The sequence below is a fragment of the Mesorhizobium sp. 1B3 genome (assembly GCF_050958605.1).
Lineage (GTDB): Bacteria > Pseudomonadota > Alphaproteobacteria > Rhizobiales > Rhizobiaceae.
On the sequence record NZ_JBJHDO010000007.1, the window covers coordinates 285,207 to 310,405 of the forward strand.

The window sequence follows — 25,199 nt, forward strand, 5'->3', positions numbered from 1 at the left end:
GATCATTGCTCGTATAGGAGCCCTCCCGGCGCGGGAGTGCCGGTCGAAATGCACTGGGAGGCAAGCTGCATGTCAATTCATCCCCAAATGGACGATCGCGATCTTTTCGCGCTGGTGAAGGCCGAGCTTTTCACCGCGGTGGTGGGCGACGTCATGGACCAGATGGGCCTCACCAACCAGTTCCTGCCGCCGAGGGTAAGACCGCTGCGCGACGACATGGTTGTCGTCGGACGGGCCATGCCGGTGCTGGAGGCGGACTACATTGCGGCGTCGGAAGGCGCGGGCAAGGGGCCACTCGCGGGCAAGCCTTTCGGCATGATGATGGAGGCGCTGGACGACCTTCGCGAGGGGGAAGTTTATGTCGCCAGCGGCAGCGGCGGCGAATATGCGCTGTGGGGCGAGTTGATGACGCTGCGGGCACGCCAGCTCAAGGCCGTGGGCGCGGTTCTCGACGGATACACGCGCGACACCAGGGGCATTCTGGCGCAAGGCTTTCCGGTCTTCGGGCACGGCCCCTACGCCCAGGACCAGGGCATTCGCGGCAAGGTCGTGGACTGGCGGACCCCGGTCCATCTCGGCCGCGCCCGCGTCGAGCCCGGCGACCTGATTTTCGGCGATGTGGACGGCGTGCTTGTCGTTCCCTCCCAGGCCCTGGCCGAGGTTCTGACCCGCGCGCTCGAAAAGGTCCGTGGCGAAAAAGTCGTCGAGAAGGCCATCCAGGACGGGATGGGCGCGGCGGAGGCCTATCGCACCTTCGGCATCCTTTGAGCGTGCCGGTGAAGATCTACGTCTCACCGCCACGTTACGTCCAGGGGCCCGGCGCCCTTGACCGCGCCGGCGCGGAAATACGCGCCGTCGCCAAATCGGCGCTGGTCGTCGTCGATCCCGGCGTGCGCCATCTTGCGGAGCGGATCGCGGCGAGTGCGCGCGCCGCGGAGCTAAACATCCAATTCGTCACCTTTTCCGGCGAAACGACCGACGCCGAAATCTCCCGTCTTGCCGGTCTGGCGACCGGCTTCGAGGCCGTGTGCGGCGTCGGCGGCGGCAAGTGCATCGACGCCGCAAAGGGTGCTGCCCATGCAAGGGGCACCCCCATGATCTCGGTTCCCTCGGCGGCGTCCAACGATGCACCGACCAGCCAGGTCTATGTGGTCTATGACGAGCAGCATCGGCTTACCCGCGTCGGCCGCATGGCCGCCTCGCCGGCGCTCGTGCTGGTCGACAGCGAGGTCATCGCCGGGGCACCCGCAAGCCTGTTGCTTGCCGGGATCGGAGACGCTCTCGTCAAGTTCCATGAAGTGGCGTTGTGCCGGCGGTCCGGCGGGCCGAATGTCGTCGGTGGAGAGCCGCCAATCATGCCGTCGCTCCTGGCCGATGGCAGCCGCGACCTGCTGTTCCGCCACGCTCGCCAGGCGCTGGACGACAACAGGCGGGGCGCGGTCACGCCGGAGCTCGAGGCGGTCATCGAAGCCGCCATCCTGTGGAGCGGCATTGCCTTCGAAAGCGGCGGGCTCTCGATCGTCCATTCTATGACACGCGGACTGTCGTCGGTTCCCGCCATCGCCGGCGTGCCGCACGGCCTGCAGGTCGCCTACGCATTGCTCATCGAGATGCGGCTGGCGGGCGATGCGCTGGAGCCCATGGTGCAGTTCCATCGAGCGGTCGGCCTGCCCTGCTCCCTCTCGGAGATGGGATTGCAAGATCCCGACGACGGAACCCTGCGTCTGATCGCCGAGCAGGCGCTTGCCGCGCCGCATGCCGGCAACGTGGATTTTCCGCTGACCGCGGAGATTCTGATCGACTCGATGCGGCAGCAGGAAAATGCAGCGCAATCATATGATGTTAAACATCAGATGATTGTTGATGAAGAAGGTGTTTCCGCATGAGAGAGGCAGTCGCCGGATCCAGAGGCAAGATCGGGTTTGTGCTGGCCTCGCTCGGGCAGGAGATCGTCAGCGGGCGCTATGCCAATGGCGAGAAGCTGCCGCCCGAGGGCGAGCTGGAGAAGCGCTTTTCCGCGAGCCGGTCCGTCATCCGTGAGGCCGTCAAGACGCTTGCCGCCAAGGGGCTGGTGAAGGTCGGCCCGCGCATCGGCACCATCGTCACGCCCAGGGAAAGCTGGAGCATCCTCGACCGCGACGTCCTGACATGGATGAAGGAGGCCGCCACCGATACCAACCTGTTCTGGGCGATCGACGAGGTGCGGGCCATCATCGAGCCTGCCGCCGCCGCTCTCGCCGCCGAACGCGCGACCGAAGCCGATGTGGAACGGATCCGCGAAGCCTACGAGCGCATGGTCGAGGCCGCCCGAACCGAGAGCGTTATCGATGCCGTGTCGGCCGACAGGGACTTCCACCTGGCGGTTCTGCTGGCAACCCAGAACCCTGTTCTCAGGGCCTTCGACACCGCGATCGATTCGATCCTCGGCGTGCTGTTCGACAGCGCCGTGAACCATATCGACAATTTCCGGAGCAACCTCTCCCGCCACGGGGACGTCCTCAACGGCATCGCCGCCCGGCGCCCCTCCGAAGCCTCCTTCGCCATGATGCGCGTCATCGGCTTCACGCGGGAGAACATGCAGAAGAACCAACTCTACTCCAAGTAAACCTGACGGGGAGGAATACCGTGTCCTTGAAAAGCCTGACTGCACTCATCGCCATACTCGCCGCAACCACCGTCGCCAGGGCCGACTATCCCGAGCGCCCCATACAGTTCCTCGTTCCGTGGAACGCCGGCGGCGGCACGGATGCCATCGCCCGCGCCTTCGCCGCCGGGCTGGAGAAGGAGCTCGGCGTCAACGTCTCCGTGGTAAACCGCCCCGGCGGGGCCGGCGTCATCGGGCATACCGCCATATCGCAGGCTTCGCCCGACGGTTACACGATCGGTCTCGGCACCGCCGAACTGGTCTCCTATTATTGGAACGGCCAGTCCGAGCTCACCAACAAGAACTATACCGGCGTCGCCCTCATCAATCTCGATCCGGGTGCCGTCCACATCTCGGCCAGCAGCGACTGGCAGAATCTCAAGGACGTCGTCGAAGCCATCCGCAAGGCGCCGGCCGGAACCTACAAGCTGTCCGGCATGGGGCCGGGGGCGGCCTACCACCTCGCTTTCGCCGAGCTTCTGCAGAAGCAGGACGTCGACCCGCTCAAGGTCACCGTCATTCCATCCCAGGGCGCGGCCCCCGGCTTCCAGGAGCTCGCCGCCGGCGGTGTCGACATCATCCCGTCCTCCCTGCCGGAAGGGCGCACGATGATGGAGGCGGGACGGTCGAAGGCGGTTGCCGTGCTGTCGGAAGAGCGGAACCCCGCTTTCCCCGACGTTCCCACCGCCAAGGAAGCCGTCGGCGTCGACTATGCCAACGGCACCTGGCGTGCCGTGGTGGGACCTGCCGGCCTGCCCCAGGATGTCGTCGCCAAGCTCTCCGAAGCGTCGAAAGCCGTCTACGAGAGCGAGGAATTCAAGAAGTTCATGGACGCCCAGGGCTATGGCATGCGCTTCGAGGATGCCGAGGGCGTCACCCGCTTCCTGGCCGAGCGCCAGGCCTCGGTCGGTGAGATCATGGGGGCCCTCAAACTGCGCGTCCGCGACTAGGAGGGGCGGATGCGGATTTCCGATATCGTATCGGGGGGCGCCTTCGCGCTCCTCGGCCTCTATGTCGTCGTGACCGCGCAGGGTTTCGCTTCCATCGGCGGCGCCATCTCCGCCGGCCTCTTCCCGACCATCGTCGGCGGCTTCCTCCTGGCCGGGGGGCTCGCGGTCGCCGCCCGGTCGGTTCTCGCGGGCGCGGCATGGCCTGTCGCCACTTTTGAAAGCTGGATGGCCGACCCCCGCAAGGTCTGTGGCATGGTTGCCGTTCCGGCCAGCATTGCGCTCTTCCCGCTGCTGGCGCCGCGGCTGGGCACGGCCGCGGCATCCGCGCTCATCATGTTCGGGATGATGCTCATCTGGAAGCAGGGTGTTTTGCGGTCGCTGATCGCAGCCCTCATTTGTTCCGTCATCCTGACCGTGTTTTTCGTCCAGGGGCTCGGCGTGCCTCTGCCCGCAGGCGTAATCGAAAGGTTCCTGCCATGAGCGGTTTTCTGGAGGCGATCCCGGTCGTCCTGTCACCGGATATACTCGGCATCATCGTCGCCGCATCGGCGTTCGGGCTGTTCGTCGGGGCGACGCCCGGCCTGTCCGCCACCATGGCGGTGGCGCTTCTCGTGCCCATCACCTTCTTCATGTCGCCGATCGCCGCTCTCGGCACCATCATCACCTGCTCGGCCATGGCAATTTTTGCCGGCGACATTCCCGGCGCGATGCTTCGCATTCCCGGCACACCGTCGTCGGCGGCCTATGTGGACGACACATACTTCCTCAATCGGCAGGGCAAGCTGGACATCGCGCTCGGCACGACGCTGACGACCTCGGCGATCGGCGGCATTGCCGGCACGCTGGTACTCATGTTCGCCGCGCCACAGCTTGCCGACTTCGCCCTCAACTTCTCGAGCTACGAATATTTCTGGCTGGCCCTTCTCGGGCTTTCCTGCGCGACGCTCGTCTCCAACGGAAGCCAGCTCAAGGGCATGATCTCGCTGGCGCTGGGCCTGCTGCTGGCGATAGTCGGGCTGGATGTGGTGACCGGCCAACAACGATTCACCTTCGGCATCGTCGACCTGCAGGGCGGAGTGCCGCTGATCGCGGTCATGATCGGCGCCTTCGCCATTGCCGAGCTCTACCGCAAGACGACCGAGCTGGGCGAAGAGAACCCGATCCCCCCGCCTGTGAAGGGCTCGTTCCTTAGGGGACAGGGCTCCATTCTGTGGCGGCATCGCTGGAACGTCATTCGCGGCAGCGCGACCGGAACCGCCGTGGGCGCTCTCCCCGGCGCCGGAGCGGATATCGCGGCATGGATTTCCTATGCCATCGCCAAGCGTTTTTCGAAGACGCCGGAAAAATTCGGCAAGGGTCATCTCGAGGGCGTCGCCGAAGCCGGCGCTTCCAACAACGCGGCCGTCAGCGGGTCATACGTGCCGACGCTGGTGTTCGGCGTGCCCGGCGACTCCATCACCGCGATCGTCATCGGCGTGCTGATCCTCAAGGGCATCCAGCCGGGCCCGCTCGTCTTCACCACCTCGCCGGACCTGATCAATGCGCTCTATGTGATCTTCATCCTCTCCAACCTGATCATGATCCCGCTGGGCATCGCCGCGATCTTTCTTGCCCGCCGCATCCTGATGGTCGATCCCGGTCTGCTCTATCCGATCATCCTGGTTCTCTGCCTGCTCGGAGCCTTCGCGACGACCAACTCCATGTTCGACCTCTGGTACCTGCTCGTCATCGGCCTGCTCGTCTGGTTCATGGAGGCCAACGACTATCCCTGCGCGCCGATGATCCTCGGTCTCGTGCTCGGCCGCGTCGTCGAGGAGAACTTCATGAACAGCGCGTTGAAGGCCAATGGGGACTGGCTCGCCTTCTTCGACAGGCCGCTGTCGGGCGTGCTCGGAGTTCTGACCATCGTGGTCTGGCTGTTTCCGCTTTTCCGTTCCGCCTGGCGCCGCATGGCCGGTTCAGGCGCGAGCAGTCTCAGTTCGAATAAAGGTCAGTAAGGAAGCTTGTCATGTATAGCGACATGAAGAACTCGACGCACCGGCTGGCGCCGAGCGAGATCGTGGCGACGGCCGTGCCGGAGGATGAGCGGGTCTGGGTGCCGCAGGCGCCGGACGTCTGGTTCCGCCCGCTAATGCTCAACACGCTGGCCGGGCAATGGTGCAACCTGCTCAGGGTGCGCAAATCCGGCATTCTTTCCCGCCACCTGCATCCGAACCCGGTCCACGGCTACGTCATCAAGGGCAAGTGGCACTATCTCGAGCACGACTGGGTGGCGACCGCGGGCTCCTATGTGATGGAGCCTCCGGGCGAGATCCATACGCTGACCGTGCCGGAAGATGTCCCCGAGATGATCACCTTCTTCAACATCACCGGCTGCATGGTCTACCTGGACGCCGACAACAAGCATGTCGGCTTCGAGGACGTCTTCACCAAGATCGACATGTGCAGGGCCCACTACGAAAAGGTCGGGCTCGGTCGCGACTATGTCGATCAATTCGTCCGCTGATCGGCACCCCGCATGAACACGGAATCGAATTCCGTCGCCGCCTCCTGGGCGGCGGCCTGGGCCAAGGGAAAGGCTGTGTGCGTGACCGGTGGCACCTCCGGCATCGGAGCCGCGATCGCGCGGACCTTCGTCGCCGGCGGAGCAAACGTGATCTGCACCGGACTGGGCGATGCCGACCTCGAAATGGCGTCGGCCGATGCCGGGCTGAAGGGCGCACGCCTGGAGAGGCTCGACGTGCGCGACGGCGGCGCGGTGCGCAAGCTCTTCGAGGGCCTCGACCGGCTGGACGTCCTCGTCAATTGCGCCGGCATGATCCGCAGGCATGCCGAACTCGAGCCAGAAATGTTCGAGACGGTCGTCGACGTCAATCTCAACGGAACGATGCGCGCCTGCTCCGCGGCCCGGCCGCTGCTGGCAAAAACCCGAGGTTCCATCGTCAACACGGCATCCATGCTCTCCTATTTCGGCGGCGGCCTCGTCCCCGGCTATTCGGCCAGCAAGGGAGGCGTTGCCCAACTCACCAAATCGCTGGCGATCGCCTACGCGGCCGATGGAATCCGGGTGAACGCCATCGCCCCGGGCTGGATCGCCACCGCGCTGACGGCGGAGATCCAGGAAGATCCCGCACGCAGAACGGCGATAGAGAGCCGAACCGCTCTGAAGCGCTGGGGCACGCCGGAAGACATGGTCGGCGGCGTCCTCTATCTGGCCTCCCCACTGGCCGCCTACGTGACCGGCACGATCCTCCCCATCGACGGCGGCTATCTGGCCGTCTAATGCATGTCGCCCAAAAATGTGCGGCGGTTTGGGCAAACGACATGCAAGAAAACAAAAGCTTAAAGCATGTCGTGCGAATATCTCAATTTGCGCGACGTGCTTTAGAACCAACAAGGCGACTCAGCACCTGAAAGCATTGTGGCCGCCCGAAACGAGCGCCGCGCCTTCGCCCATCCGACGCAGGTTCAGCCATCATCCGACGATCGTTCCGCACAGCCTATTGGCTGGATCGTCCCGAGCGATGCGCCATCAGGCCACTGTCGATCTCGTCATCCGAAGAAAATCGAAAGAACCTCTCTTCCGACACTGCATTCAACAGGAACAGATTTGCCAATGGTTGCGACATCTGAGCCTTCGGGAAATAGGTGGCAAACAGGCTTAATGCCTCACTTCTATGAGAAAATATCTCGAATACCCTGCGTTGAACAAACTGCACCAACTCCGGATCCGCCTTGGTGACCAGCAGCGCGTAGGGCTCATAGGTATAATAGAGTTGCTGCCTTTCTATATTCGTCGTCGAACAATCTTTCTTCTCCGTCCAGGAATCCAGCTTCCCGATTATTAATTCTCGATCGCCAAAATATGCCACCTGGCGACCGCCACCGGAATTTCCGTCGCAAAACCATTTTATTAATTGGCTGTGATCCTCAAATACGCAAATCACGTACTTATCATCGCTATTTGCCCTTGCCTGGTCGCAAATCCTTTCTTCTGCTTTACATGCTTCTATCCCTTCACTATTCCGCCTCACGTCAAATAGGTCGATTTTGCAGGCGAGCTCTACGACACGTTTCGCAGTCGTGTTCCTGACATACGCAAGAAAGGCCCCCTTGCCCGGGACCTGGCTTCGCCTCAGGATGTACGAAACCCCGGAAACGAACACGATTGGTGAATAAATGCCGTTTCGCTCAGGTGAAAATTCCATCGTTATAGGATCACAAAGTATATCGACGTTCCTATTAGGAATCTCCTTCTCACCAGCACATGCAGTCCGCAGCCGGCGGAATCGGTCGCCTGCGCTAACGGGTACCGGTACAATGGTATATTTGCTGCCCTCGAAAATCTTATAGCACAGCTGAGCGATATACCCTTTGTACTGCTTCTTCTCTCCGTATTTCAGAAGATACGAAAACGGCTCGGCATCTTCGCGAAAACCCGCAACGATCACGTTATTGTTTGGTCGCCTGCAAGACGGGGAATCTTCCCCGGCAATTGCAGCGGAAGCGAATGCGATTCCGAATACAAGCAGCGCCATTCCAATCAACGCTTTCGAAACCACGGTCGCGGTACGCGCCGCTTCCTGTTTGGATGCCCTCCTGTTGTGCGCCTCTCTCGGAATGCATGTAAAAACTCCAGCCGCCATATACGACACTAATAGATAAACAAGAAAATCTGTAAGGTTATATACTCTGATACACCCTCGGGCCGTAAATAGATCGCCACCTATACTGCATCCATATAACCCCCCGAAATATATCGTATGTACGGCCATCCAGAGCAACACGAAGCATGCGCTCACCAGCCCGAATGGGATGAGGTGCCGAAGCCGAGCTCTTGTGTTTTCTGCGAAATCGGCGGCAAACAGGGTGACAATGGCACAGAGCGCCGATGCACCAGCCTGGGCGGGAAAGTATATCAAGGCGGGAGCGTTACCGGAGAATAGCAACTCTCTGTATCGAGCCGGATTGTCCGCGATGACCCATGACCAGATCAGGGCCAGCAGGACAAGGCCGACCAGTCCCACTCCGAAGGCAATGAGCATTGCCACAAGTGCTTCTTTTACAACTCCCATCGACAGGTCCGACAGGTGTATCAGCCGCCAGCTTTTCTCGCTTCGCCGATACTCTCGCCAAAGGAACACCGCCAATAGCGGCAACCAGAAGATGATTGCGATTCGCAATGTTTCGGCCACGCTCGTCGCCAACACGGTAACGGCTACTTTTCTCACTGGTCCCATCAAGGACTGCAATCCCGCAGATACAGAAACCAAATACAAAACAAATATTGGTATTAATAAAACTGGAATCCAGTGATCTGGGCGGATTGCAACTCGCGGAGCAGGGAAGGATTTTTGCACGGCACTCCTTATTTCGCCGTTATGTATATTCGAATAGATTAAATCCTTATCCGCATAAATTGTGAATATGGAGCATAATTCATTTCTTAACGTGTCGATTCTCTCTATTGCCTTTTTCAAATTTTCTTCCAAGCGCCGTTGATGCTTGCGGCTCTTGGTATCGTCAGGTTCACTCTGGATTCCAGGCGCATGCGCCATGGCCTCTAGTATTTCATCGAAATTCTGAAGGGCCATTTCTGCCTCGGCTATTTCCTCCGACTCCAGACGCCTCATCTCTTCACGCACCTTGACACTCGGCCAACGGTCCTCGTCTCTTGATAGCTTCAGCAAGAGTTCCAATTGCTTGCGCGCGACCATCACGCGCGCCACGGAGTCTGTTTCTTCGATATGAACCACGACCCAGGCCGGCAACTTCTTTTGCGCCTCGTCCGCCTCGCTTGAGACCACCCGCTCCAAATTGCGCAAAAGAACCCGCGTGCGATCTTTGATCTTCACGGGGATCCCGACCCACTTGTGCGCCCTCTGGCGAAGCCATGTTTCGAAAAGCTCCATCGGCCTGATGAGGGGCGTAAATCCCGCCAAGCCGAAAGCAATTATCAGGGGCCATTGCGCGCTGTTCAGGACATCATCGCTCACATCGACCTGGAGCCCTGCCATAGGAATCACCTTCGCGACGTTGAAGATCAGCCCCCCGAACAGGGTGAAGGCCACATAAGCGACGATAAGCGCCCCTGCGTAATAGGCATAAGCGCGTCGCATGGGACCTGTGCCCCTCAATTGCGTTGCGTCGAACTCTCTCAACACGCGATAGTCAAAGGACGAGGGATCGAATGTCCGCAGACGGAAACGCCGCCAAGCGAAAAAGGCGATCATGACGGCCCCAAAAATGAATGCCAGCCAGAACGCCCAGTCTGGCCGCGTTTGCATGAATGGGAGATCACGGCGGTGCTCTGGTTGCAGCAGGCCGTAGTTCCAAAGTGACGTAGGCACTCCACTCGGCCAAATAGGCTTGAAAGCCTCGTCCACCTCAGCCCCCAACGATGTGTTCACACGACCTCAGTGCATCAGCACTGTCGAACCTGGGGGTCACATGGCCCCGCCGAGTACACCGGCACTATCGCGCTGGATAAGGCAAAGCACACGAAAAACAGAAAGCAGGTGATAAGTTTTGCCATGGCACACACTCCACGCATCTTAACGAAACTATTTTATACCTCATAAACTACAAAACAATATCGCCTGCTTTATTCATAGAACGTAGGCATCATAATACGTATGGCGATATCGTTAAATTGTCTTTGAATTACAGAATGACCAATAAAGAGACTGTTTGGCAACGCGGCGATATAAATATCCCGCTTTCTTGACCGGTGTGCGCGATAGGAACGAAAAACAGAATATATTTGCGCTTAAAGAGAGGACAGTTGTCCCTTAGCACTGGGAAGCAGGAGCTCCTAGCGACCGAAGCCCACAAGCCACTTCCGGTGAGGAGGGCCTTCGGCGCCCTTCACGCCGGCTGCAGCTTGGCATCCCTCGACGGCAGCGGCGGGAAGGCGAGCGCGATGGCGACGGCGGCGAGGCCGATGCCGAAGGAGCCTATGAACAGCCAATCATAGACGCTGAACGTGTCGAACACCCAGCCGCCGGCCCATGGGCCGAGCGCCATGCCGATGCTGGAGGCCATGGTCGCCCCGCCAAACACGGCTCCCATGGCGCTCTGCCCGAAATATTCGCGCGCCAGCACGGCATAGAGCGGCATCACCCCACCATAGGCGGTGCCGAAGATCGTCGCCAGCAGATAGAATTCGCCGAGATTGCTGACGGCGAGGTAGGCGGCGATGACAAGCGCCTGCGCGAGCAGGCCCGCCACGAGTACGGGCTTGACGCCGAGCCTGTCAGCCAGCACCCCGAGCAGCAGCCGGCCGCCGAGGCCGGCCAGCCCCTCGACACTGTATATGCTGACCGCCGCAAGTGCCGGCACGCCGCACGCAATCGCATAGCTGACCATGTGGAAGATAGGCCCGGAATGGGCGGCGCAGCAGAGAAAGAATGTGCCGGCGAGAATGGCGAATTGCGGCGTGCGAAAGGCAGCGGCCGCGGAAAAGTCGCCGGCCTCCTCGGCGGGCTCCCGAGCCGCGCCGCCGTCGCCCGCGGCAACCGGCGGCTGGCGCACCAGAAGCCCGGCGGGCAGGAGCAGCACCCAGGAGGCAATGCCGATGGTAAGCATCGCCATGCGCCAGTCATAGGCGGAAACGAGCCAGGCCGCGAAGGGCGAGACGGTCATCGGCGCCACCCCGACGCCCACCGACACCAGCGAGACGGCAAGGCCGCGCTTGGTCTCGAACCAGGCCGTGGCCGCGGCGATCATGGGCGGGAAGAAAGCTCCTGCCGCAAGCCCGACCACCACGCCGTAGACCAATTGGAACGAGCCGAGCGTGGTTGTCCGGCTCGCCAGGATGAGCGCCAGTCCCAGCAGCGCCGAGCCGGCGAGCACGACGATGCGGGCGCCGAGGCGATCGCTGAGCGCGCCCCAGCCGAAGCCGGCCACCCCCATGACCAGGAAGTTCAGCGTCATGGCGCTCGATATGCCGGCGCGGCTCCAGCCGGTGTCTGCCGAGATCGGCTGCAGAAGGATCGCCAGCGAGAACATCGCGCCAATACCGACGCAAGTCATGAGCGCGCCCACCGCGACGATGACCCAGCGATAGGAACTTTCCCTCGAAAATTGCGACATGAGAGCTCTCCTGCAGATGCCGGCGTTGGATTGAGGGTGGCCTCCAGCAAGACGCCGGCTTCATGCTTAAGACGTTCGGACAGGCCGAAAATCGACAGCCGTTGCGAAGAATTTTTTCGCCGGGCAGCGATCAAGCGCTCGACAGCGTTCCGGACGTGCGCCGCCCGTCACATCCGCAAGCAAGATCAAGCGAAGCATCGTATCTTCGGGCAGAACAATGGCGATCAGCCGGCCACGACCTCAGGAGATCGACATGAGCACCGCCGCCCTGTTCGCCGGGAATGACCGCAAAACTCTCCACGCGTGCTCGACGACTATTCCGTCCAATCGCGCTTCACGACGACCGGGCATCTCCCCCTCAAGGGTCTCTCAAGGGGGGAGATCGGCTGTCCCGCATGTCGTCGCCAGTCGCCGACGCGGCAGAAGGCGCGCCGAGACCAAAGCTGCCAATCTCCTTTGAGTGGGAGATGGCCGGCAGGCCAGAGGGGGGTGACAGCGCGACTGTCAAAGCGGTTTGCGCAGCCACTTCGACAGCACACCGACAATGCCCTCGCGGAAGAGCAGGACCGCGACCACGAAGATCGTGCCCTGGATGATCGTCACCCAATCCCCCGCTGTGGCGAGATAGTTCTGCATGGTCACGATGATGGCCGCGCCGACCATAGGGCCGAAGACGGTGCCCATGCCGCCGAGCAGCGTCATCAGCACCACCTCGCCCGACATCGTCCAGTAGACGTCGGTGAGCGAGGCGAGCTGGAACACGATCGCCTTTGTCGCGCCGGCAAGACCGGCGAGCGTGGCGGAAAGCATGAAGACGCCGAGCTTGTAGCGGTTGACCTTGTAGCCGAGCGAGATCGCGCGCGGCTCGTTTTCCCGGATCGCCTTCAGCACCTGGCCGAAGGGCGAGTGGATGATGCGGTAGATCAGGAGCACGCCGAAGAAGAAGATCGCCGCGACGACGAAATAGAGCGTGAGCTGGTCGGACAGGGAGAACAGGCCGAAGAGATAGCCACGCGGCACAGCCTGGATGCCGTCCTCGCCGCCGGTGAAGGGCGCCTGCACCGAGAAGAAAAAGACCATCTGCGCAAAGGCGAGCGTCACCATCGCGAAATAGATGCCCTGCCGGCGGATGGCGAGCGCGCCGATCACCAGACCGAGCAGCGCCGCAATCGCCGTGCCGGAAAGGATCGCAAGCTCCGGCGTCAGCCCCCACACCTTGGCGGCATGGGCCGAGACGTAGCTCGCCATCCCGAAAAAGGCGGCATGCCCGAAGGAGAGCAACCCGCCATAACCGAGAAGCAGGTTGAAGGCCGAGGCGAACAGCGCGAAGCACAGGATCTTCATGACGAAGATCGGATAGAGGAAGAACGGCGCCACGAGGATGAGCGCGAGGAGCCCGGCGAAGATCAAGACATGATGCCGCGGCATGCCGTGCGTGCCGGACTGCACGACGGCGGGCGCGGCGATTGTGGTCTCGATTGCCATTATGCCGCCCTCCCGAACAGGCCTGCCGGTTTTACCAGAAGCACGATCGCCATGATGACGAAGATCACCACGGCCGAGCCCTCCGGATAAAAGACGCGGGTCAGCCCCTCGATGAGGCCGAGGCCGAAGCCGGTGACGATCGAACCCAGGATCGAGCCCATGCCGCCGATCACCACCACCGCGAAGACGATGATGATCAGGTTTTCGCCCATCACCGGATTGACCGAGTAGATCGGCGCGGCAAGCACCCCGGCAAAACCGGCGAGGGCCACGCCGAAGCCGTAGGTGAGCGTGATCAGCAGCGGCACGTTGATGCCGAAGGCGCCGACCAGTGTCGGGTTCTCGGTGGCGGCGCGCAGATAAGCGCCGAGACGGGTCTTCTCGATCAGGAACCAGGTGCCGAAACATACGACGGCGGAGGCCAGGATCACCCAGGCCCGGGAATAGGGCAGATACATGAAACCGAGATTGCGCCCGCCCGACAACAGCGGCGGCGCCTGATAGGGCAGGCCGGAGACGCCGTAGTTCTGCTTGAAGACGCCGGTGATGATCAGCGCCAGGCCGAAGGTCAGGAGCAGGCCGTAGAGGTGGTCGAGATGGTAGAGCCGGCGGATGAACAGCCTCTCGACGACGATTCCGGTGACGCCGACCAGCAGCGGCGCGAGGATCAGCGCCCACCAATAGCCGATGCCGAGATAGTTGAGCAGCATCCAGGCCACGAAGGCGCCGAGCATGTATTGCGCGCCATGGGTGAAGTTGATGATGTTGAGCATGCCGAAGATGACGGCAAGGCCCAGGCTCAGCACCGCATAGAAGGAGCCGTTGATGAGGCCGAGCAGGAGTTGGCCGAACAAGGCCTGCGGGGGGATGCCTAGCAGTTCGAACATGTCTCTCCTCGGAAAGGAGGCCGAGCCTTAAGGCCCGACGCCCCGTCATGATGAAAGGGGGCTATTCCAACGATCAAGTATTCGTTTGGGCATGCCCCTCATCCGCCTGCCGGCACCTTCTCCCCGTTAAGAACGGGGAGAAGACGGCTGTCATCTCGACTTTCGCCAATCGCCGGCGTTTCAGGTTGGCGAAAGCCGTGCGGCCGTCGTCTCTCGCCCCGCTTGCGGGGAGAGATGTCCGGCAGGACAGTGAGGGGCAACTCGCGACCGATCAACGATCAACGCCCCCGGTTCTACTGCGCCTTCACCAGCGAACACCCGCCATCCGCCAGCGGACGGAAGGCCTGGTCGGCTGGGATTTCCTGGAGCTTCTCGTAATAATCCCAGTCGCCCTTCGACTGGTCCGGTTTCTTGACGCGGAAGAGATACATCGGATGGATCTTGCGGCCGTCGGCGCGGATCTCGCCCTTGCCGAACAGCGGGTCGTCGGCCGGATTGGCCTTCATCCATTCCATGACCTTCGCTGTATCCTTGGAGTCGAGCGCGTCGACCGCCTTGAGGTAGTGCAGCACCGAGGAATAGACGCCGGCCTCGATCATGGTCGGCTTCTGGCCGTCATTCTGCTTCTGGAAACGTTCCGACCATTCGCGGGTCCCGTCGTTGAGATCCCAGTAGAACGGGCTCGTGAGCACCAGGCCTTGGGCCGTGTTGAGGCTCAGCGCGTGGACGTCGGTGATGAAGAAAAGCAGCGCCGCCAGCGCCTGGCCGCCTTGGGTGATGCCGAATTCGGAGGCTTGCTTGATCGAGTTGATCGTATCCCCGCCGGCATTGGCCAGGCCAACCACCTGGGCGCCGGAAGACTGGGCCTGTAGCAGGAAGGAAGAGAAGTCCTGGCCCGGGAAGGGGTGGCGCACCGCCCCCAGCACCTCGCCGCCGGCCGCCTTGACCACCGCGCTTGTGTCCTCTTCGAGCTGATGGCCGAAAGCGTAGTCGGCCGTCACGAAGAACCAGCTCTTGCCGCCCTGCTCCACCATGGCCTTGCCGGTGCCGTTGGCGAGCGCCCAGGTATCGTAGGTCCAGTGGATCGTGTTGGGCGAGCATGCCTTGCCGGTGAGATCCGAGGTCGCCGGACCGGAGGCCAGGAAGATCTTGTTCTTCTCGCGGGTGATCTCGTTGATGGCCAGCGCCACCGAGGAGGTCGGCACGTCGAGGATGACGTCGACGCCCTCCGTGTCGTACCACTGCCGGGCGATGTTGGAGCCGATGTCAGGCTTGTTCTGGTGATCGGCGGAGACGATCTCGACATTGATGCCCTTTTCCGAGGCCTTGTAATCCTCCACCGCCATGCGCGCTGCGATCACCGAACCCTCGCCGGCGATATCCGCATAGATGCCGGACCGGTCGTTGAGCACGCCGAGCTTCACGTCGACCGCCCAGGCCGGCCCGGCAAGCAGTGCCGCCGCGACCGAAGCCATGAGAAAACTCTTCACCTTCATTGGCCACTTCCTCCCAGGTTCTCGGGCAGGTGCCCGCTATTCGCTAGACGCCGAGATAGGTTTTCAGCCTCCCGACATTCGCCTCGATTTCGTCGTTCGGGATCGTGTCGATGACGCGGCCCTGCTCGACGACGTAGTGCCGATCCGCCACGGATGCGGCGAAGCGGAAATTCTGCTCGACCAGCACGATGGTGAAGCCCTGTTGCTTGAGCCGCGCGATGGTCGCGCCGATCTGCTGGACGATCACCGGCGCGAGCCCCTCCGTCGGTTCGTCGAGCAGCAACAGTCTCGCGCCGGTGCGCAGGATGCGGGCGATGGCGAGCATCTGCTGCTCGCCGCCCGAAAGCTTGGTGCCCTGGCTCGCAAGCCTTTCCCGGAGATTGGGAAAAAGCTCGAAGATCTTCTCGACCGAGAGTCCGCCCGGCCCGATCTGGGGCGGCAGCATCAGATTCTCCTCGACGGAGAGCGAGGAGAAGATGCCGCGCTCCTCCGGGCAGAAGGCGATGCCGCGCCGGGCGATCGACCGCGCCGGCAGGCCAATCGTCTCGCGGCCGTCGAACCGGACGGAACCGCGGCGTTTCGCGAGAATGCCCATGACGGCTTTCAGCGTCGTCGTCTTGCCCGCCCCGTTGCGGCCGAGCAGGGTCACCACCTCGCCTTGGCGGACATCGAAGCTGATGCCGTGCAGGATGTGGCTTTCGCCATACCAGCCCTGGAGGTCGCGCACGGCGAGCAGCGGCGCTTGTTCCGACGGAGCCTGCGAACGTTCGGCGAGAAGGGCCTCAGGCATGACCCGCTCCTATATAGGCCTCGATCACGCGGGGATCGCGGGAAACCGCCGTATAGTCGCCCTCGGCCAGCACCTGCCCGCGGGCGAGCACGGTGATCCTGTCCGACAGCGAGGCGACGACCGAAAGATTGTGCTCGACCATCAGGATGGTGCGCTCTCTTCCGATCCGCTTGATGAGGCTGGAAATCCGCTCGATGTCCTCCTGTCCCATGCCGGCCATGGGCTCGTCGAGAAGCAGCATCTCGGGATCGAGCGCTAGGGTCGTGGCGATCTCGAGCGCGCGCTTGCGGCCATAGGGAAGCTCTATTGCGGGCAAATGCGCGAATTCGGTGAGGCCGACCTGCCCGAGAAGCTCCCTCGCCTCGCCGTCGAATTTGGACAGCACCCTCTCGGAGCGCCAGAAGTCGAAGCTCTCGCCGCGCCGCCGTTGCAGAGCGATGCGCACATTCTCCAGCGTGGAGAGGTGCGGGAACACTGCCGAGATCTGGAAGGAGCGCACCAGCCCGAGCCGCGCGATATCGGCAGGCGGCAGGGCCGTGATATCTCGTCCGTCATAAACGATCTTGCCGCCGGTCGGCTGCAGAAACTTCGTCAGCAGATTGAAGCAGGTCGTCTTGCCCGCCCCGTTGGGTCCGATCAGCGCGTGGATGGTGCCGCGCTCGACCTCGAGATCGACATTGCTGACCGCGAGAAAGCCCTTGAACTCCTTGCTCAGGCCGAGGGCCGACAGGATGATGTCCCGCGCCATAATCCTCCCACTTCCCTTGCCGTGCCGGGTCTTGTTGCCCGGCTTTGCGAGAACGGTAGCCAGCCCCTCCCGCCAAGTCAATCTATTCATTGCGCAGCAAGGAAGTTCAAGTATATGAACAATTGCGAGCGTCAAAGGCTGGAGGATCCTATGCGCGTTCGGCAAGTCGAGAACGTCCTTAACCTTCTCGAGATCTTTGCGCGCGAAAAGACGCCGATGACCCTGACCGCCGTGTCGAGGGCGCTCGGAATCCCGAAGTCCAGCGCGTTCAACCTGATCGACACGCTGCTCGCCCGCGGCCTTCTCTACGAAACCCGACCGCGCGGCGGTTTCTACCCGACGGGGCGACTCTACGAGCTGGCGCGCTCGATCAAGGATGGCGACCGTCTCGTGCAGCGCATTCATGGGGAGTTGGAGCTGCTGGCCGAGACGACGGGCGAGACCGCATTGCTTGCAGTGCGCGAGGACCAGGACGTGGTTTATGTCGACGTGGTGGAATCCTCCGCGCCGATCCGATATTTCGCAAAGGTGGGCGATCGAAGGCCGATCTACACGACATCGAGCGGCAAGGCGATTCTCAGCAGCTATTCCGAACCGGACCGTGCAAGGATCCTCGCCGGGCTCACCTATATCCGCCACCAGGAGACCACCGTCTCCGGCCCGCAGGAACTGGCCTCCCGGCTGGACGAGGGCCGGGCGCGCGGCTGGTGCGAGGACCTTGCCGAATTCACGCCCGACGTGATCGGCTTCGCCGTCCCGATCCTCCACGGCGAACGCCGCTTCGGCCTGGCAGTGGCCGGACCGCACTACCGCATGCAGGCTCAGCGCGACCGGCTCGTGGCCAGCCTCCGATCCGCCGGCGACCGCATACGCCGCATTCTCGACGCGGCCTGAAGCGACCCGACATCGGCCGCCGGGAAGGCCGCTGCGTTCGCTCCCGCTGACGCGATGCGGACGGCGGAACGGAAATTTCTGCAAGCCGGATCGAGCGGGTTGCAGCCAGCGCGAGATAATTTAGCTAATCGTTTTTCCCGGCGAGGACTTCGAGGGCTGGAAGATCACGGAGCATGAGCCTGCCGTTGCGCCTTTCGACCAGCCCTCTTTTGGCAAGGGCGCTCATCTCGCGCGAGACCGCCTCTCTATGCGTGCTGATCTTTGCCGCCAACTCGAAGTGCGTCGGCGCCGGTTCTACGGAGACCTGGCCATTGACCGGTCCGATCTCCTCCGCCCGTCGAAGCAGTTCAAGAATCAAACGCTTGCGCACCACCAGAGTACTGAACTCGTAGACGCGCTCGGTCATGCGTCGCAGCTGGGCCGACAGATGCTCGAGCAGCAGCCAAGCGAAGGTGGGGCGATTGATCACGACGTCGCGAAAGGCAGGTCCGGGCAGTCGCGCCGCGCGCGTTGGCCCAAGCGCGACGATGCTGGCAGATCGCGCTTTCCCGTCGATGCCGGCAAGCTCGCCGAAGATTTCGCCCGGCCCTATGTCGCGGTAGGCGATCTCTCTGCCGTCCTCCGAAAACAACGTGACGCGGGCGCGTCCTTCCAGCAAGAAGAAGACATCGCGCCCGCTGTCTCCATGCGCGATGATCAGTTCGTTGGGCAGGTAGTTGCGTTCGCTCCATCGCTCGGCCAGTGCGGCGAGATCGGCGGCATCCAGTTTCGACAGAAGGGCCGGGGAAGCTGTCACGGCGATATCTCTCATCCTTGGCCCAATCTTTACCTCGCCTGGCTTCCGATCAAAAGGAAATGGTGGCCGCTATAGCGCTGGGGGCCTCGCGCCGAAGGCGACGCGGCATTTTCAAAGTTGTGCGAATTGTCACAGACGCCGACCCGGCTTCCCTACTAAGACATGGTCAGCAGGCTCAGACCTTTGGTCCTTGTTCCGGCCGGTCACGAAAAAGGGAAGTGTCGTCATGGAACTCTTGGCTCCCATTACACAGCTGGCATCGGCGTTTCGCGAATTCGTCGCACCTCATTATCGGCCGGAGCTCCACTACATGCGCGGTCCGGGGCCTGCCTACGCCCGCCGCATGCGCACACTTGAAGCACGGCTCCAAAACCTGCCGCCCAAAGAAGATCCCGCGGGGATAATCCGCGGCTGAGGTAAGGACCTGCCCTGGTGTCGCGGATCCTGGAGAAGATCACCGACACCGCCTCCAAGCCGCGTATTGCATTCATGTGGATCGGCGGGCAGCATGTTCGGCTCCCCTGAAAGCGATAACTAGCGCACGCGCAGGCCGTCGACGAAAATGTCCACGAGATGCAGGGCCCTGGGCAGCCAGCCCGGCTGATCGTGCATGTAGCACATGCCCACCAAAGCGCGCAGCAGATCTTCCGGCGTGATGTCGGCCCGGACCTCGCCCGCTGCGACGGCGCGCTCCAGCAGCAGGCCGGCGGCCTTGCTCATGCGGTCGAACGAATAGGCATAAAGGTCCGATGGGCCGTGCGCAGCCAGCGCCAGCGCCGCCAGCATGCCCTTTTTCGTCGCGACCACCTGCACATGGGCATGCGCCCAGCGGCGCAGCGCGTCGACGGGCGCGGCTTCCCCCGCCAGCTGCTCGGCAAGGTCGCCGAGGTGGTCCACCTCATGGCGATAGACGGCCTCGAACAAGGCTTCCCGCGTCGGGAAATGGCGATAGAGCGTGCCGATTCCGACACCGGCCCGCTTGGCGACAGCCTCCAGGCTGGCGTCCGGACCGCCCGCGCTGAATACGGCCGCCGCCGCCTGCAAAAGACGCTCGCGATTGCGGATCGAATCCGCCCGCGGACGCCGCGTCGCCTTCTCAAAGTTGTCCGCCATCGGATGCCTTCTACCGTCCTTTCAAAAAAATAACCGGAGGACGCCTCCGTTTCCACTTGAAAACGGAGGCACCCTCCATATAATTATCACATCGGCGCCGCGCCAGTCGGGCGTCCTTCCAGCGGGCGGCTCCATGCCGCGCCGTTCCAGTTTCTATCACAACCATAGCACTGATCGGAGCATCACATGAACTTCTCCATCAGCCTCACCGTCAATGGTGAGCGACGTGACGTCGAATTGCACGATCCACGCGTAACGCTCCTGGACCTGTTGCGCGAGCGGCTCGAACTCACCGGAACGAAGAAAGGATGCGACCGCGGCCAGTGCGGCGCCTGCACCGTCCTTGTCGATGGGCGCCGCGTCAACGCCTGCCTCGCGCTTGCCGTCAGCCATGACGGCGCGGAGATCGTCACCATCGAAGGCCTCGCCAAAAACGGCGAGCTTCATCCCGTCCAGGCTGCCTTCATCGAACATGACGGCTTCCAGTGCGGTTTCTGCACGCCCGGCCAGATCGTGAGCGCGGTCGGCCTGATCAATGAAGGTCAGACCGACGACGATCCCGAGCGCATTCGCGAGGCCATGAGCGGAAATCTCTGCCGTTGCGGCGCCTATCGCGGCATCACCGAAGCGGTGCTCGAGGCGCAGAAGAAATTGACCAACTCCGACCGGAGGAACGCAGCATGAAAAGCTTCGATTACATCCGTCCCACGACCATACCCGAAGCGGTGGCCGCGGCGGCCGAGCCAGGCTCGGCCTATCTCGCCGCCGGCACCAACCTTCTCGACCTGATGAAAGCGGGCGTTTCGCGGCCCGACCGGCTCGTCGACGTCACCCGGCTACCCGGCCTTGACGGCATCAAGCGGCTGGCCGATGGCGGCGTTCGCATCGGCGCGCTGGTGCGCAATGCCGATCTCGCCCATGATCCCTATTTCGCCAGGACCTATCCTTTCCTGGCGGAGGCGCTTCTGTCGGGAGCCTCGGCGCAGCTGCGCAATGCCGCGACCGTCGGCGGCAACCTGATGCAGCGCACGCGCTGCGGCTATTTCTACGACCTGGCGAGCGCCTGCAACCGGCGTGAGCCGGGCGCCGGCTGCGATGCGCGCGACGGCGAAAACAGGCTCCACGCCGTGCTTGGCTGGAGCGATGCCTGCATCGCCATCCATCCCTCCGATTTCTGCGTGCCGCTCGTCGCTCTCGACGCCGTCGTCGAGATCGAAGGAAGATCGGGCCGGCGCGAGATCGCCCTGGAGGACCTCCACCGCCTGCCCGGCGACGCGCCGGAGCGCGAAACGGCGCTGGAGCCCGGCGACCTGATCGTGGCGGTGCGGCTGCCCGGCACGGCCGCGGCCTTTTTCCGGCACGCACGCTATCTGAAGCTGAGGGAGCGCACCTCCTACGCCTTTGCCGTCGTTTCGGCGGCCGCCGCCTTCGACTTCCAAGGCGACACGATCCGGCAGGCGCGGCTCTCGCTCGGCGGGGTCGGGCCGAGGCCGTGGCGCGCCCGCGAAGCCGAGGCGGTCCTGGCCGGCGCCAGTCCCGAAGAGGCCGCCTTCCGCGCCGCAGCCGAGATCGCGCTCGCGGATGCAAGGCCCTCCGGCGACAATGCCTTCAAGATCGAGCTTGCCAAACGCATCGTCGTGCGGGCGCTGACCGCCGCGGCGGCGGGAACCCCGGGGCGGATACCCGCCCTGCCCGCCTCTCCCTTCTCCTCCGTTCCCGGAGTCCATCATCATGCCTGACATTACTCCAATCCTCGGCTCCACCCATCTGCGGCATGGTTCGAATACCGGCCAGCCGCTCACTCGCGGCGACGGCCTGCTGAAAGTCACCGGCAGCGCCCGCTATGCCGCCGACAACCATCCCGCCGGCATGCTCTACGCCGTGACGGCCGTCGCCGGCATCGCGCGCGGGCGCGTCGCCTTCCTGGATATCGAAGCGGCGAAGGCCCATCCCGGCGTCGTCGAGGTCATGACATCGGCCAATCGTCCGCTCCTGGCCGCGGATCCCGACGCCAAGACCAATCCCTTCATGTTCCGGCTCGACCTGCTGCAGAGCGACCGCGTGCGCTATGCCAACCAGCCGATCGCCGTCGTCATCGCCGACAGCCTCGAAGCGGCGACGGAGGGTGCCGCCCTGCTCGCGCCGCGCTACGAGGCCGAACCGGCCCGGATCGGCCTCGATGCCGCCGAGGGGTTCGTTCCGAACGCCGTGAGGCTGGTCAGCCCGCCGAACGAGCATGTCGGCGATGTCGAGGCGGGCCTCGCTTCGGCCTCCGCCACGATCGACGCGACTTATGAGACACCGGCGCAGTATCACAACGCGATGGAGCCCCATGCCATCGTCGCGTCGTGGGACGGCGACAGGCTGTCGATCGACACGCCCAGCCAGGGAATCGCCATCGCGCAGCATCGTGTCGCCGAGCTCTTCGGCCTGCCGCCCGAGAACGTCCATATCCGCAGCCCGTTCCTCGGCGGCGGCTTCGGCTCGAAAGGCCTGCTCTCCGGACCGCAGGTGCTCGGCATCCTGGCCGCCAGACTGGTCGGCAAACCGGTCAAGCTCGTGCTTCGGCGCGACCAGATGTATGGTCCGGTCGGCCATCGCTCGCCCACCCGCCAGCGGCTTCGTCTCGGCATGGATCGCGAAGGCCGGCTGACGGCACTCGACCATCACGTCACGACGGCGACCAGCACCTTCGACGATTTCATCGAACCGGCCGGCGCGGCTTCGCACACCCTCTATGCCAGCCCGGCGATCGCGACGTCGCATCTTGGGGTGCGCAACGACATCGGCACGCCGCTCTTCATGCGCGCGCCGGGCGAGGCGTCGGGGTCGGCTGCACTGGAAAGCGCGATCGACGAGGCCGCCTGGGCCTGCGGCATGGACCCGCTGGAATTCCGGCTCCGAAACTATGCCGAAGTCGAGCCGATCTCCGGCAAGCCCTTCTCCTCGAAGGCGCTGCGCGAATGCTATTCCGAGGGGGCGTCCAGCTTCGGCTGGTCCGCGCGGCCGCTCCAGCCCCGGCACATGCTGGACGAGGACGGTTTTCTCGTCGGCTGGGGCGTGGGTACGGCCACCTTCCCCGCCATCATGTTCCAGGCCGAGGCGCGCGCCGTGCTGCGCGGAGACGGCACCGGCCTGGTTGAGACGAGCGCTGCCGACATGGGCCAGGGCGCCTGGACCGCGCTGGCCCAGCTCGCCGCCGACAGCCTCGGCCTCGACATCGCCAGGGTCGAATTCCGGGCGGGCTCGTCCGACCTGCCCGATGCGGGAATTGCCGGCGGCTCCGGTCATACCGCGACAGCCGGCACGGCGATCCACAATGCCGGCGGCGATGTGATATCCCGGCTGGCGGAGCTTGCCACCGGCGACGAGCGCTCTCCCCTCTTCGGCGCGGGCAATGCCGGCGTGATCGCCCGCGCCGGCAGGCTCCATCGCCGCGACGACGAAAGCCGCAGCGAGGCCTATGCCGACATTCTGGCACGCGCGGGGCTTGCCGAGATCGAAGGCAACGGGACGAGCGCGACCGACCAGGCCGCGCGAGAGGCTCTTGCCATGCATGCGCATGGCGCGGTGTTCGCCGAGGTCAAGGTCGACCCTGATCTCGGTCAGGTCAGGGTGACGCGTCTTGTCGGCGCCTTCGCGGCGGGCCGGGTCGTCAACCCGCGGCTGGTGCGCAGCCAATATTATGGCGGCATGATCTGGGGCGTGTCCTTCGCGCTGCACGAGCACGCGATCACCGACAAGCGTTCGGGTCGCGTGATGAATGCGGATCTGGCCGAGTACCACATCCCGGTGAATGCGGACGTGCCCTCGCTCAAAGCCCTGCTGATCGAGGAGCGCGACCCCCATGTAAACCCGCTGGGCATCAAGGGCGTCGGCGAAATCGGCATCACCGGAACGGTCGGCGCGATCGCGAATGCTGTCTGGCACGCCACCGGTATACGTGTTCGACGCTTCCCCATCGCCATCGAGGATCTCGGAGCCCTTCACGCAGCGTGACCTCGCCGCGAGCTGCCAGCACCGCCGCGCTTCGGGAAGAGCGCGCGGCGGGGCGACCAACTGGTCCTCTGCACAGAAGGAATGGTAGGTTGGTTAGGAGGCATGGGCATCTCCGTGGTGCCTCCTTCGAGGCTCGCTTCGCTCGCACCTCAGGATGAGGATGGTCGGCGCTTTGGCCCTCCTCCTGAGGCGCCCGCGAAGCGGGCCTTGAAGGACGCCTGGGAGAGAGGGCCGTTTGATGTCGTGGAAGCTGGATGAGAACGTGAAAACATCTGCCGGCGTCGTCGCGGCGGGTTGCGTTGGTGGTGGGCCGGCACTCGTGCTGGCTCATGGCTGGCCATGGTCCTCGTTCTCGTGGCATCGCGTCATTCCGGAACTTGCGACGCGGTATCGTGTCCATTGGTACGACATGCCGGGATATGGTCGATCCGAAAAGAGCGCCGAACAGCGCACATCGCTCGATGTGCAGGGAAAAGTGTTCGCGGAAATGCTTGCGCATTGGCGCCTCGATCGGCCCACGGTCGTTGCCCACGACTTCGGCGGAGCGACGACGCTGCGAGCCCATTTGCTGCACCGTTGCGATTTCGATCGATATGTCCTGATGAATGTCGTCGCGATGCGTCCCTGGGGATCGGAATTCTTCGACCATGTCGGCCGTCATGTGGAGGCCTTTCAGGGCCTACCGCCGCATATCCACAAAGCGGTTGTCGAAGCCTACATCAAGGGCGCGGTCGCCGGCGAAATCGCCCCCGGGGATTTCGAGAAACTTGTCGAGCCGTGGCTTTCCGAAGAGGGGCAAGGAAGCTTCTATCGGCAATTCGCCCAGGCTGATGAAAGATACACCGCCGAAATCGAGCCGATGTTCGGGGACGTTCGATGCCCCGTGAAGATAATCTGGGGCAAGGATGATCCATGGATCCCGCTGGAGCGTGGCAAGGCACTTCATGCGCTCATCCCACAGGCATTGTTCGAAGAACTGCCCGGCATAGGTCATCTTCCCCAGCTCGAAGCTCCGGACATCGTCCTGGAGCAGCTGAACGCATTTTTGTCACGCTAAGGCAAAGACCGGCGGGGGATCGAAGGTCAACGAATGCCGGCAAACTGCCGTATCCAATCGCCTTCTCGCAAAGCGAAATTGGCGCTTCGGACATATTTGCCATTCGCAAGCAAAATTTAACCATATTTGTCCATCTTTTCTCGATCACTTGTTCAAGAAGGGGACAATCCGGAAGTCGCGCATCTGCGGTCGCTCGCCGACCCGAGGGCTGTTGCGGGAACTGCCGGCTTGATACGTTTTTGTGAG

23 protein-coding genes are annotated in these 25,199 nt (G+C 63.1%); 14 read left to right on the plus strand and 9 right to left on the minus strand.

The genetic code is table 11. The annotated features are described in order from the left end of the window. Positions 1 to 69 precede the first annotated feature (69 nt). The 8 genes from ACCO56_RS20435 to ACCO56_RS20470 are packed head-to-tail and all read left to right on the plus strand — an operon-like array spanning position 70 to position 6,877. Complete coding sequence (locus tag ACCO56_RS20435) at positions 70 to 768, plus strand: RraA family protein (protein ID WP_433642684.1); 699 nt, start codon at positions 70 to 72, stop codon at positions 766 to 768. A gap of 8 nt (positions 769 to 776) precedes the next feature. Then, entirely contained in the window at positions 777 to 1,886 is a 1,110-nt protein-coding gene (locus ACCO56_RS20440) for a glycerol dehydrogenase (protein WP_433642685.1), read from the plus strand. After that, positions 1,883 to 2,605 carry a FadR/GntR family transcriptional regulator gene (locus ACCO56_RS20445; protein WP_433642686.1) on the plus strand — a complete coding sequence of 241 codons (723 nt, stop codon included), beginning with the start codon at positions 1,883 to 1,885 and terminating at the stop codon, positions 2,603 to 2,605. The genes ACCO56_RS20440 and ACCO56_RS20445 overlap by 4 nt, the downstream gene beginning before the upstream one ends. A gap of 20 nt (positions 2,606 to 2,625) precedes the next feature. Next, positions 2,626 to 3,594 carry a tripartite tricarboxylate transporter substrate binding protein gene (locus tag ACCO56_RS20450; protein ID WP_433642687.1) on the plus strand — a complete coding sequence of 323 codons (969 nt, stop codon included), beginning with the start codon at positions 2,626 to 2,628 and terminating at the stop codon, positions 3,592 to 3,594. Between the two features lie 9 nt (positions 3,595 to 3,603). Next, positions 3,604 to 4,074: a tripartite tricarboxylate transporter TctB family protein gene (locus ACCO56_RS20455; RefSeq protein ID WP_433642688.1), complete on the plus strand. Its 471-nt coding sequence runs from the start codon at positions 3,604 to 3,606 to the stop codon at positions 4,072 to 4,074. Continuing rightward, positions 4,071 to 5,591 carry a tripartite tricarboxylate transporter permease gene (locus ACCO56_RS20460; protein ID WP_433642689.1) on the plus strand — a complete coding sequence of 507 codons (1,521 nt, stop codon included), beginning with the start codon at positions 4,071 to 4,073 and terminating at the stop codon, positions 5,589 to 5,591. The genes ACCO56_RS20455 and ACCO56_RS20460 overlap by 4 nt, the downstream gene beginning before the upstream one ends. A gap of 11 nt (positions 5,592 to 5,602) precedes the next feature. Then, positions 5,603 to 6,100 carry a 2,4'-dihydroxyacetophenone dioxygenase family protein gene (locus tag ACCO56_RS20465; RefSeq protein WP_433642690.1) on the plus strand — a complete coding sequence of 166 codons (498 nt, stop codon included), beginning with the start codon at positions 5,603 to 5,605 and terminating at the stop codon, positions 6,098 to 6,100. A 12-nt stretch (positions 6,101 to 6,112) separates the two neighbouring features. After that, complete coding sequence (locus tag ACCO56_RS20470) at positions 6,113 to 6,877, plus strand: SDR family NAD(P)-dependent oxidoreductase (RefSeq protein WP_433642691.1); 765 nt, start codon at positions 6,113 to 6,115, stop codon at positions 6,875 to 6,877. Positions 6,878 to 7,094: 217 nt separating this feature from the next. Here ACCO56_RS20470 and ACCO56_RS20475 read toward each other — a convergent pair whose 3' ends face one another. From ACCO56_RS20475 to ACCO56_RS20505, 7 genes are all read right to left on the minus strand, one after another. Then, positions 7,095 to 9,827, minus strand: a complete 2,733-nt coding sequence (locus tag ACCO56_RS20475) for a hypothetical protein (protein ID WP_433642692.1) — start codon at positions 9,825 to 9,827, stop codon at positions 7,095 to 7,097. 634 nt (positions 9,828 to 10,461) lie between these two features. Next, on the minus strand, positions 10,462 to 11,688 hold the full coding sequence (locus tag ACCO56_RS20480) for an MFS transporter (protein ID WP_433642693.1): 1,227 nt from the start codon (positions 11,686 to 11,688) through the stop codon (positions 10,462 to 10,464). A gap of 504 nt (positions 11,689 to 12,192) precedes the next feature. Continuing rightward, positions 12,193 to 13,116 (minus strand): branched-chain amino acid ABC transporter permease, encoded by a 924-nt coding sequence (locus ACCO56_RS20485; protein ID WP_433642761.1) that lies wholly within the window; start codon positions 13,114 to 13,116, stop codon positions 12,193 to 12,195. A gap of 56 nt (positions 13,117 to 13,172) precedes the next feature. Beyond that, positions 13,173 to 14,060: a branched-chain amino acid ABC transporter permease gene (locus tag ACCO56_RS20490; RefSeq protein ID WP_433642694.1), complete on the minus strand. Its 888-nt coding sequence runs from the start codon at positions 14,058 to 14,060 to the stop codon at positions 13,173 to 13,175. 293 nt (positions 14,061 to 14,353) lie between these two features. Next, a complete protein-coding gene (locus ACCO56_RS20495) occupies positions 14,354 to 15,556 on the minus strand; it encodes an ABC transporter substrate-binding protein (RefSeq protein WP_433642695.1) in 1,203 nt (400 codons plus the stop codon). Positions 15,557 to 15,599: 43 nt separating this feature from the next. After that, positions 15,600 to 16,346, minus strand: coding sequence for an ABC transporter ATP-binding protein (locus tag ACCO56_RS20500; protein ID WP_433642696.1), 747 nt, complete (start codon positions 16,344 to 16,346; stop codon positions 15,600 to 15,602). After that, on the minus strand, positions 16,339 to 17,094 hold the full coding sequence (locus ACCO56_RS20505) for an ABC transporter ATP-binding protein (RefSeq protein ID WP_433642697.1): 756 nt from the start codon (positions 17,092 to 17,094) through the stop codon (positions 16,339 to 16,341). Before ACCO56_RS20505 ends, ACCO56_RS20500 begins: the two co-directional genes overlap by 8 nt. A gap of 150 nt (positions 17,095 to 17,244) precedes the next feature. On the opposite strand from ACCO56_RS20505, the gene ACCO56_RS20510 reads away from it, so the two are divergent. Next, complete coding sequence (locus ACCO56_RS20510; RefSeq protein ID WP_433642698.1) at positions 17,245 to 17,988, plus strand: IclR family transcriptional regulator; 744 nt, start codon at positions 17,245 to 17,247, stop codon at positions 17,986 to 17,988. 124 nt (positions 17,989 to 18,112) lie between these two features. On the opposite strand, the gene ACCO56_RS20515 is transcribed toward ACCO56_RS20510, so the two are convergent. Continuing rightward, complete coding sequence (locus ACCO56_RS20515) at positions 18,113 to 18,784, minus strand: Crp/Fnr family transcriptional regulator (RefSeq protein WP_433642699.1); 672 nt, start codon at positions 18,782 to 18,784, stop codon at positions 18,113 to 18,115. A gap of 226 nt (positions 18,785 to 19,010) precedes the next feature. Here ACCO56_RS20515 and ACCO56_RS20520 point away from each other — a divergent pair, with 226 nt between their 5' ends. Continuing rightward, entirely contained in the window at positions 19,011 to 19,199 is a 189-nt protein-coding gene (locus ACCO56_RS20520) for a hypothetical protein (RefSeq protein WP_433642700.1), read from the plus strand. 119 nt (positions 19,200 to 19,318) lie between these two features. Here the strand turns inward: ACCO56_RS20520 and ACCO56_RS20525 are convergent, their stop codons facing one another. Further along, complete coding sequence (locus tag ACCO56_RS20525) at positions 19,319 to 19,897, minus strand: TetR/AcrR family transcriptional regulator (protein WP_433642701.1); 579 nt, start codon at positions 19,895 to 19,897, stop codon at positions 19,319 to 19,321. A 186-nt stretch (positions 19,898 to 20,083) separates the two neighbouring features. On the opposite strand from ACCO56_RS20525, the gene ACCO56_RS20530 reads away from it, so the two are divergent. The 4 genes from ACCO56_RS20530 to ACCO56_RS20545 all read left to right on the plus strand — a co-directional run bounded on the left by ACCO56_RS20530 (position 20,084) and on the right by ACCO56_RS20545 (position 24,953). After that, positions 20,084 to 20,581 (plus strand): (2Fe-2S)-binding protein, encoded by a 498-nt coding sequence (locus ACCO56_RS20530; protein WP_433642702.1) that lies wholly within the window; start codon positions 20,084 to 20,086, stop codon positions 20,579 to 20,581. Further along, positions 20,578 to 21,636, plus strand: a complete 1,059-nt coding sequence (locus tag ACCO56_RS20535; protein WP_433642703.1) for an FAD binding domain-containing protein — start codon at positions 20,578 to 20,580, stop codon at positions 21,634 to 21,636. Before ACCO56_RS20530 ends, ACCO56_RS20535 begins: the two co-directional genes overlap by 4 nt. Next, positions 21,629 to 23,896 carry a xanthine dehydrogenase family protein molybdopterin-binding subunit gene (locus ACCO56_RS20540; protein WP_433642704.1) on the plus strand — a complete coding sequence of 756 codons (2,268 nt, stop codon included), beginning with the start codon at positions 21,629 to 21,631 and terminating at the stop codon, positions 23,894 to 23,896. Before ACCO56_RS20535 ends, ACCO56_RS20540 begins: the two co-directional genes overlap by 8 nt. Before the next feature lie 238 nt (positions 23,897 to 24,134). Beyond that, entirely contained in the window at positions 24,135 to 24,953 is an 819-nt protein-coding gene (locus ACCO56_RS20545; RefSeq protein ID WP_433642705.1) for an alpha/beta fold hydrolase, read from the plus strand. Positions 24,954 to 25,199: the final 246 nt, after the last annotated feature.

Excerpts from the sequence above, each read along its gene's own strand:
- ACCO56_RS20435 (WP_433642684.1), top strand. The coding sequence starts at position 70 with ATGTCAATTCATCCCCAAATGGACGATCGCGATCTTTTCGCGCTGGTG.
- ACCO56_RS20545 (WP_433642705.1), top strand. The coding sequence starts at position 24,135 with ATGTCGTGGAAGCTGGATGAGAACGTGAAAACATCTGCCGGCGTCGTC.
- ACCO56_RS20480 (WP_433642693.1), bottom strand. The coding sequence starts at position 11,688 with ATGTCGCAATTTTCGAGGGAAAGTTCCTATCGCTGGGTCATCGTCGCG.
- ACCO56_RS20525 (WP_433642701.1), bottom strand. The coding sequence starts at position 19,897 with ATGGCGGACAACTTTGAGAAGGCGACGCGGCGTCCGCGGGCGGATTCG.
- ACCO56_RS20505 (WP_433642697.1), bottom strand. The coding sequence starts at position 17,094 with ATGGCGCGGGACATCATCCTGTCGGCCCTCGGCCTGAGCAAGGAGTTC.
- ACCO56_RS20475 (WP_433642692.1), bottom strand. The coding sequence starts at position 9,827 with ATGATCGCCTTTTTCGCTTGGCGGCGTTTCCGTCTGCGGACATTCGAT.
- ACCO56_RS20455 (WP_433642688.1), top strand. The coding sequence starts at position 3,604 with ATGCGGATTTCCGATATCGTATCGGGGGGCGCCTTCGCGCTCCTCGGC.
- ACCO56_RS20460 (WP_433642689.1), top strand. The coding sequence starts at position 4,071 with ATGAGCGGTTTTCTGGAGGCGATCCCGGTCGTCCTGTCACCGGATATA.
- ACCO56_RS20465 (WP_433642690.1), top strand. The coding sequence starts at position 5,603 with ATGTATAGCGACATGAAGAACTCGACGCACCGGCTGGCGCCGAGCGAG.
- ACCO56_RS20500 (WP_433642696.1), bottom strand. The coding sequence starts at position 16,346 with ATGCCTGAGGCCCTTCTCGCCGAACGTTCGCAGGCTCCGTCGGAACAA.
- ACCO56_RS20445 (WP_433642686.1), top strand. The coding sequence starts at position 1,883 with ATGAGAGAGGCAGTCGCCGGATCCAGAGGCAAGATCGGGTTTGTGCTG.
- ACCO56_RS20510 (WP_433642698.1), top strand. The coding sequence starts at position 17,245 with ATGCGCGTTCGGCAAGTCGAGAACGTCCTTAACCTTCTCGAGATCTTT.
- ACCO56_RS20490 (WP_433642694.1), bottom strand. The coding sequence starts at position 14,060 with ATGTTCGAACTGCTAGGCATCCCCCCGCAGGCCTTGTTCGGCCAACTC.
- ACCO56_RS20540 (WP_433642704.1), top strand. The coding sequence starts at position 21,629 with ATGCCTGACATTACTCCAATCCTCGGCTCCACCCATCTGCGGCATGGT.
- ACCO56_RS20520 (WP_433642700.1), top strand. The coding sequence starts at position 19,011 with ATGGAACTCTTGGCTCCCATTACACAGCTGGCATCGGCGTTTCGCGAA.
- ACCO56_RS20535 (WP_433642703.1), top strand. The coding sequence starts at position 20,578 with ATGAAAAGCTTCGATTACATCCGTCCCACGACCATACCCGAAGCGGTG.
- ACCO56_RS20485 (WP_433642761.1), bottom strand. The coding sequence starts at position 13,116 with ATGCCGCGGCATCATGTCTTGATCTTCGCCGGGCTCCTCGCGCTCATC.
- ACCO56_RS20530 (WP_433642702.1), top strand. The coding sequence starts at position 20,084 with ATGAACTTCTCCATCAGCCTCACCGTCAATGGTGAGCGACGTGACGTC.
- ACCO56_RS20495 (WP_433642695.1), bottom strand. The coding sequence starts at position 15,556 with ATGAAGGTGAAGAGTTTTCTCATGGCTTCGGTCGCGGCGGCACTGCTT.
- ACCO56_RS20470 (WP_433642691.1), top strand. The coding sequence starts at position 6,113 with ATGAACACGGAATCGAATTCCGTCGCCGCCTCCTGGGCGGCGGCCTGG.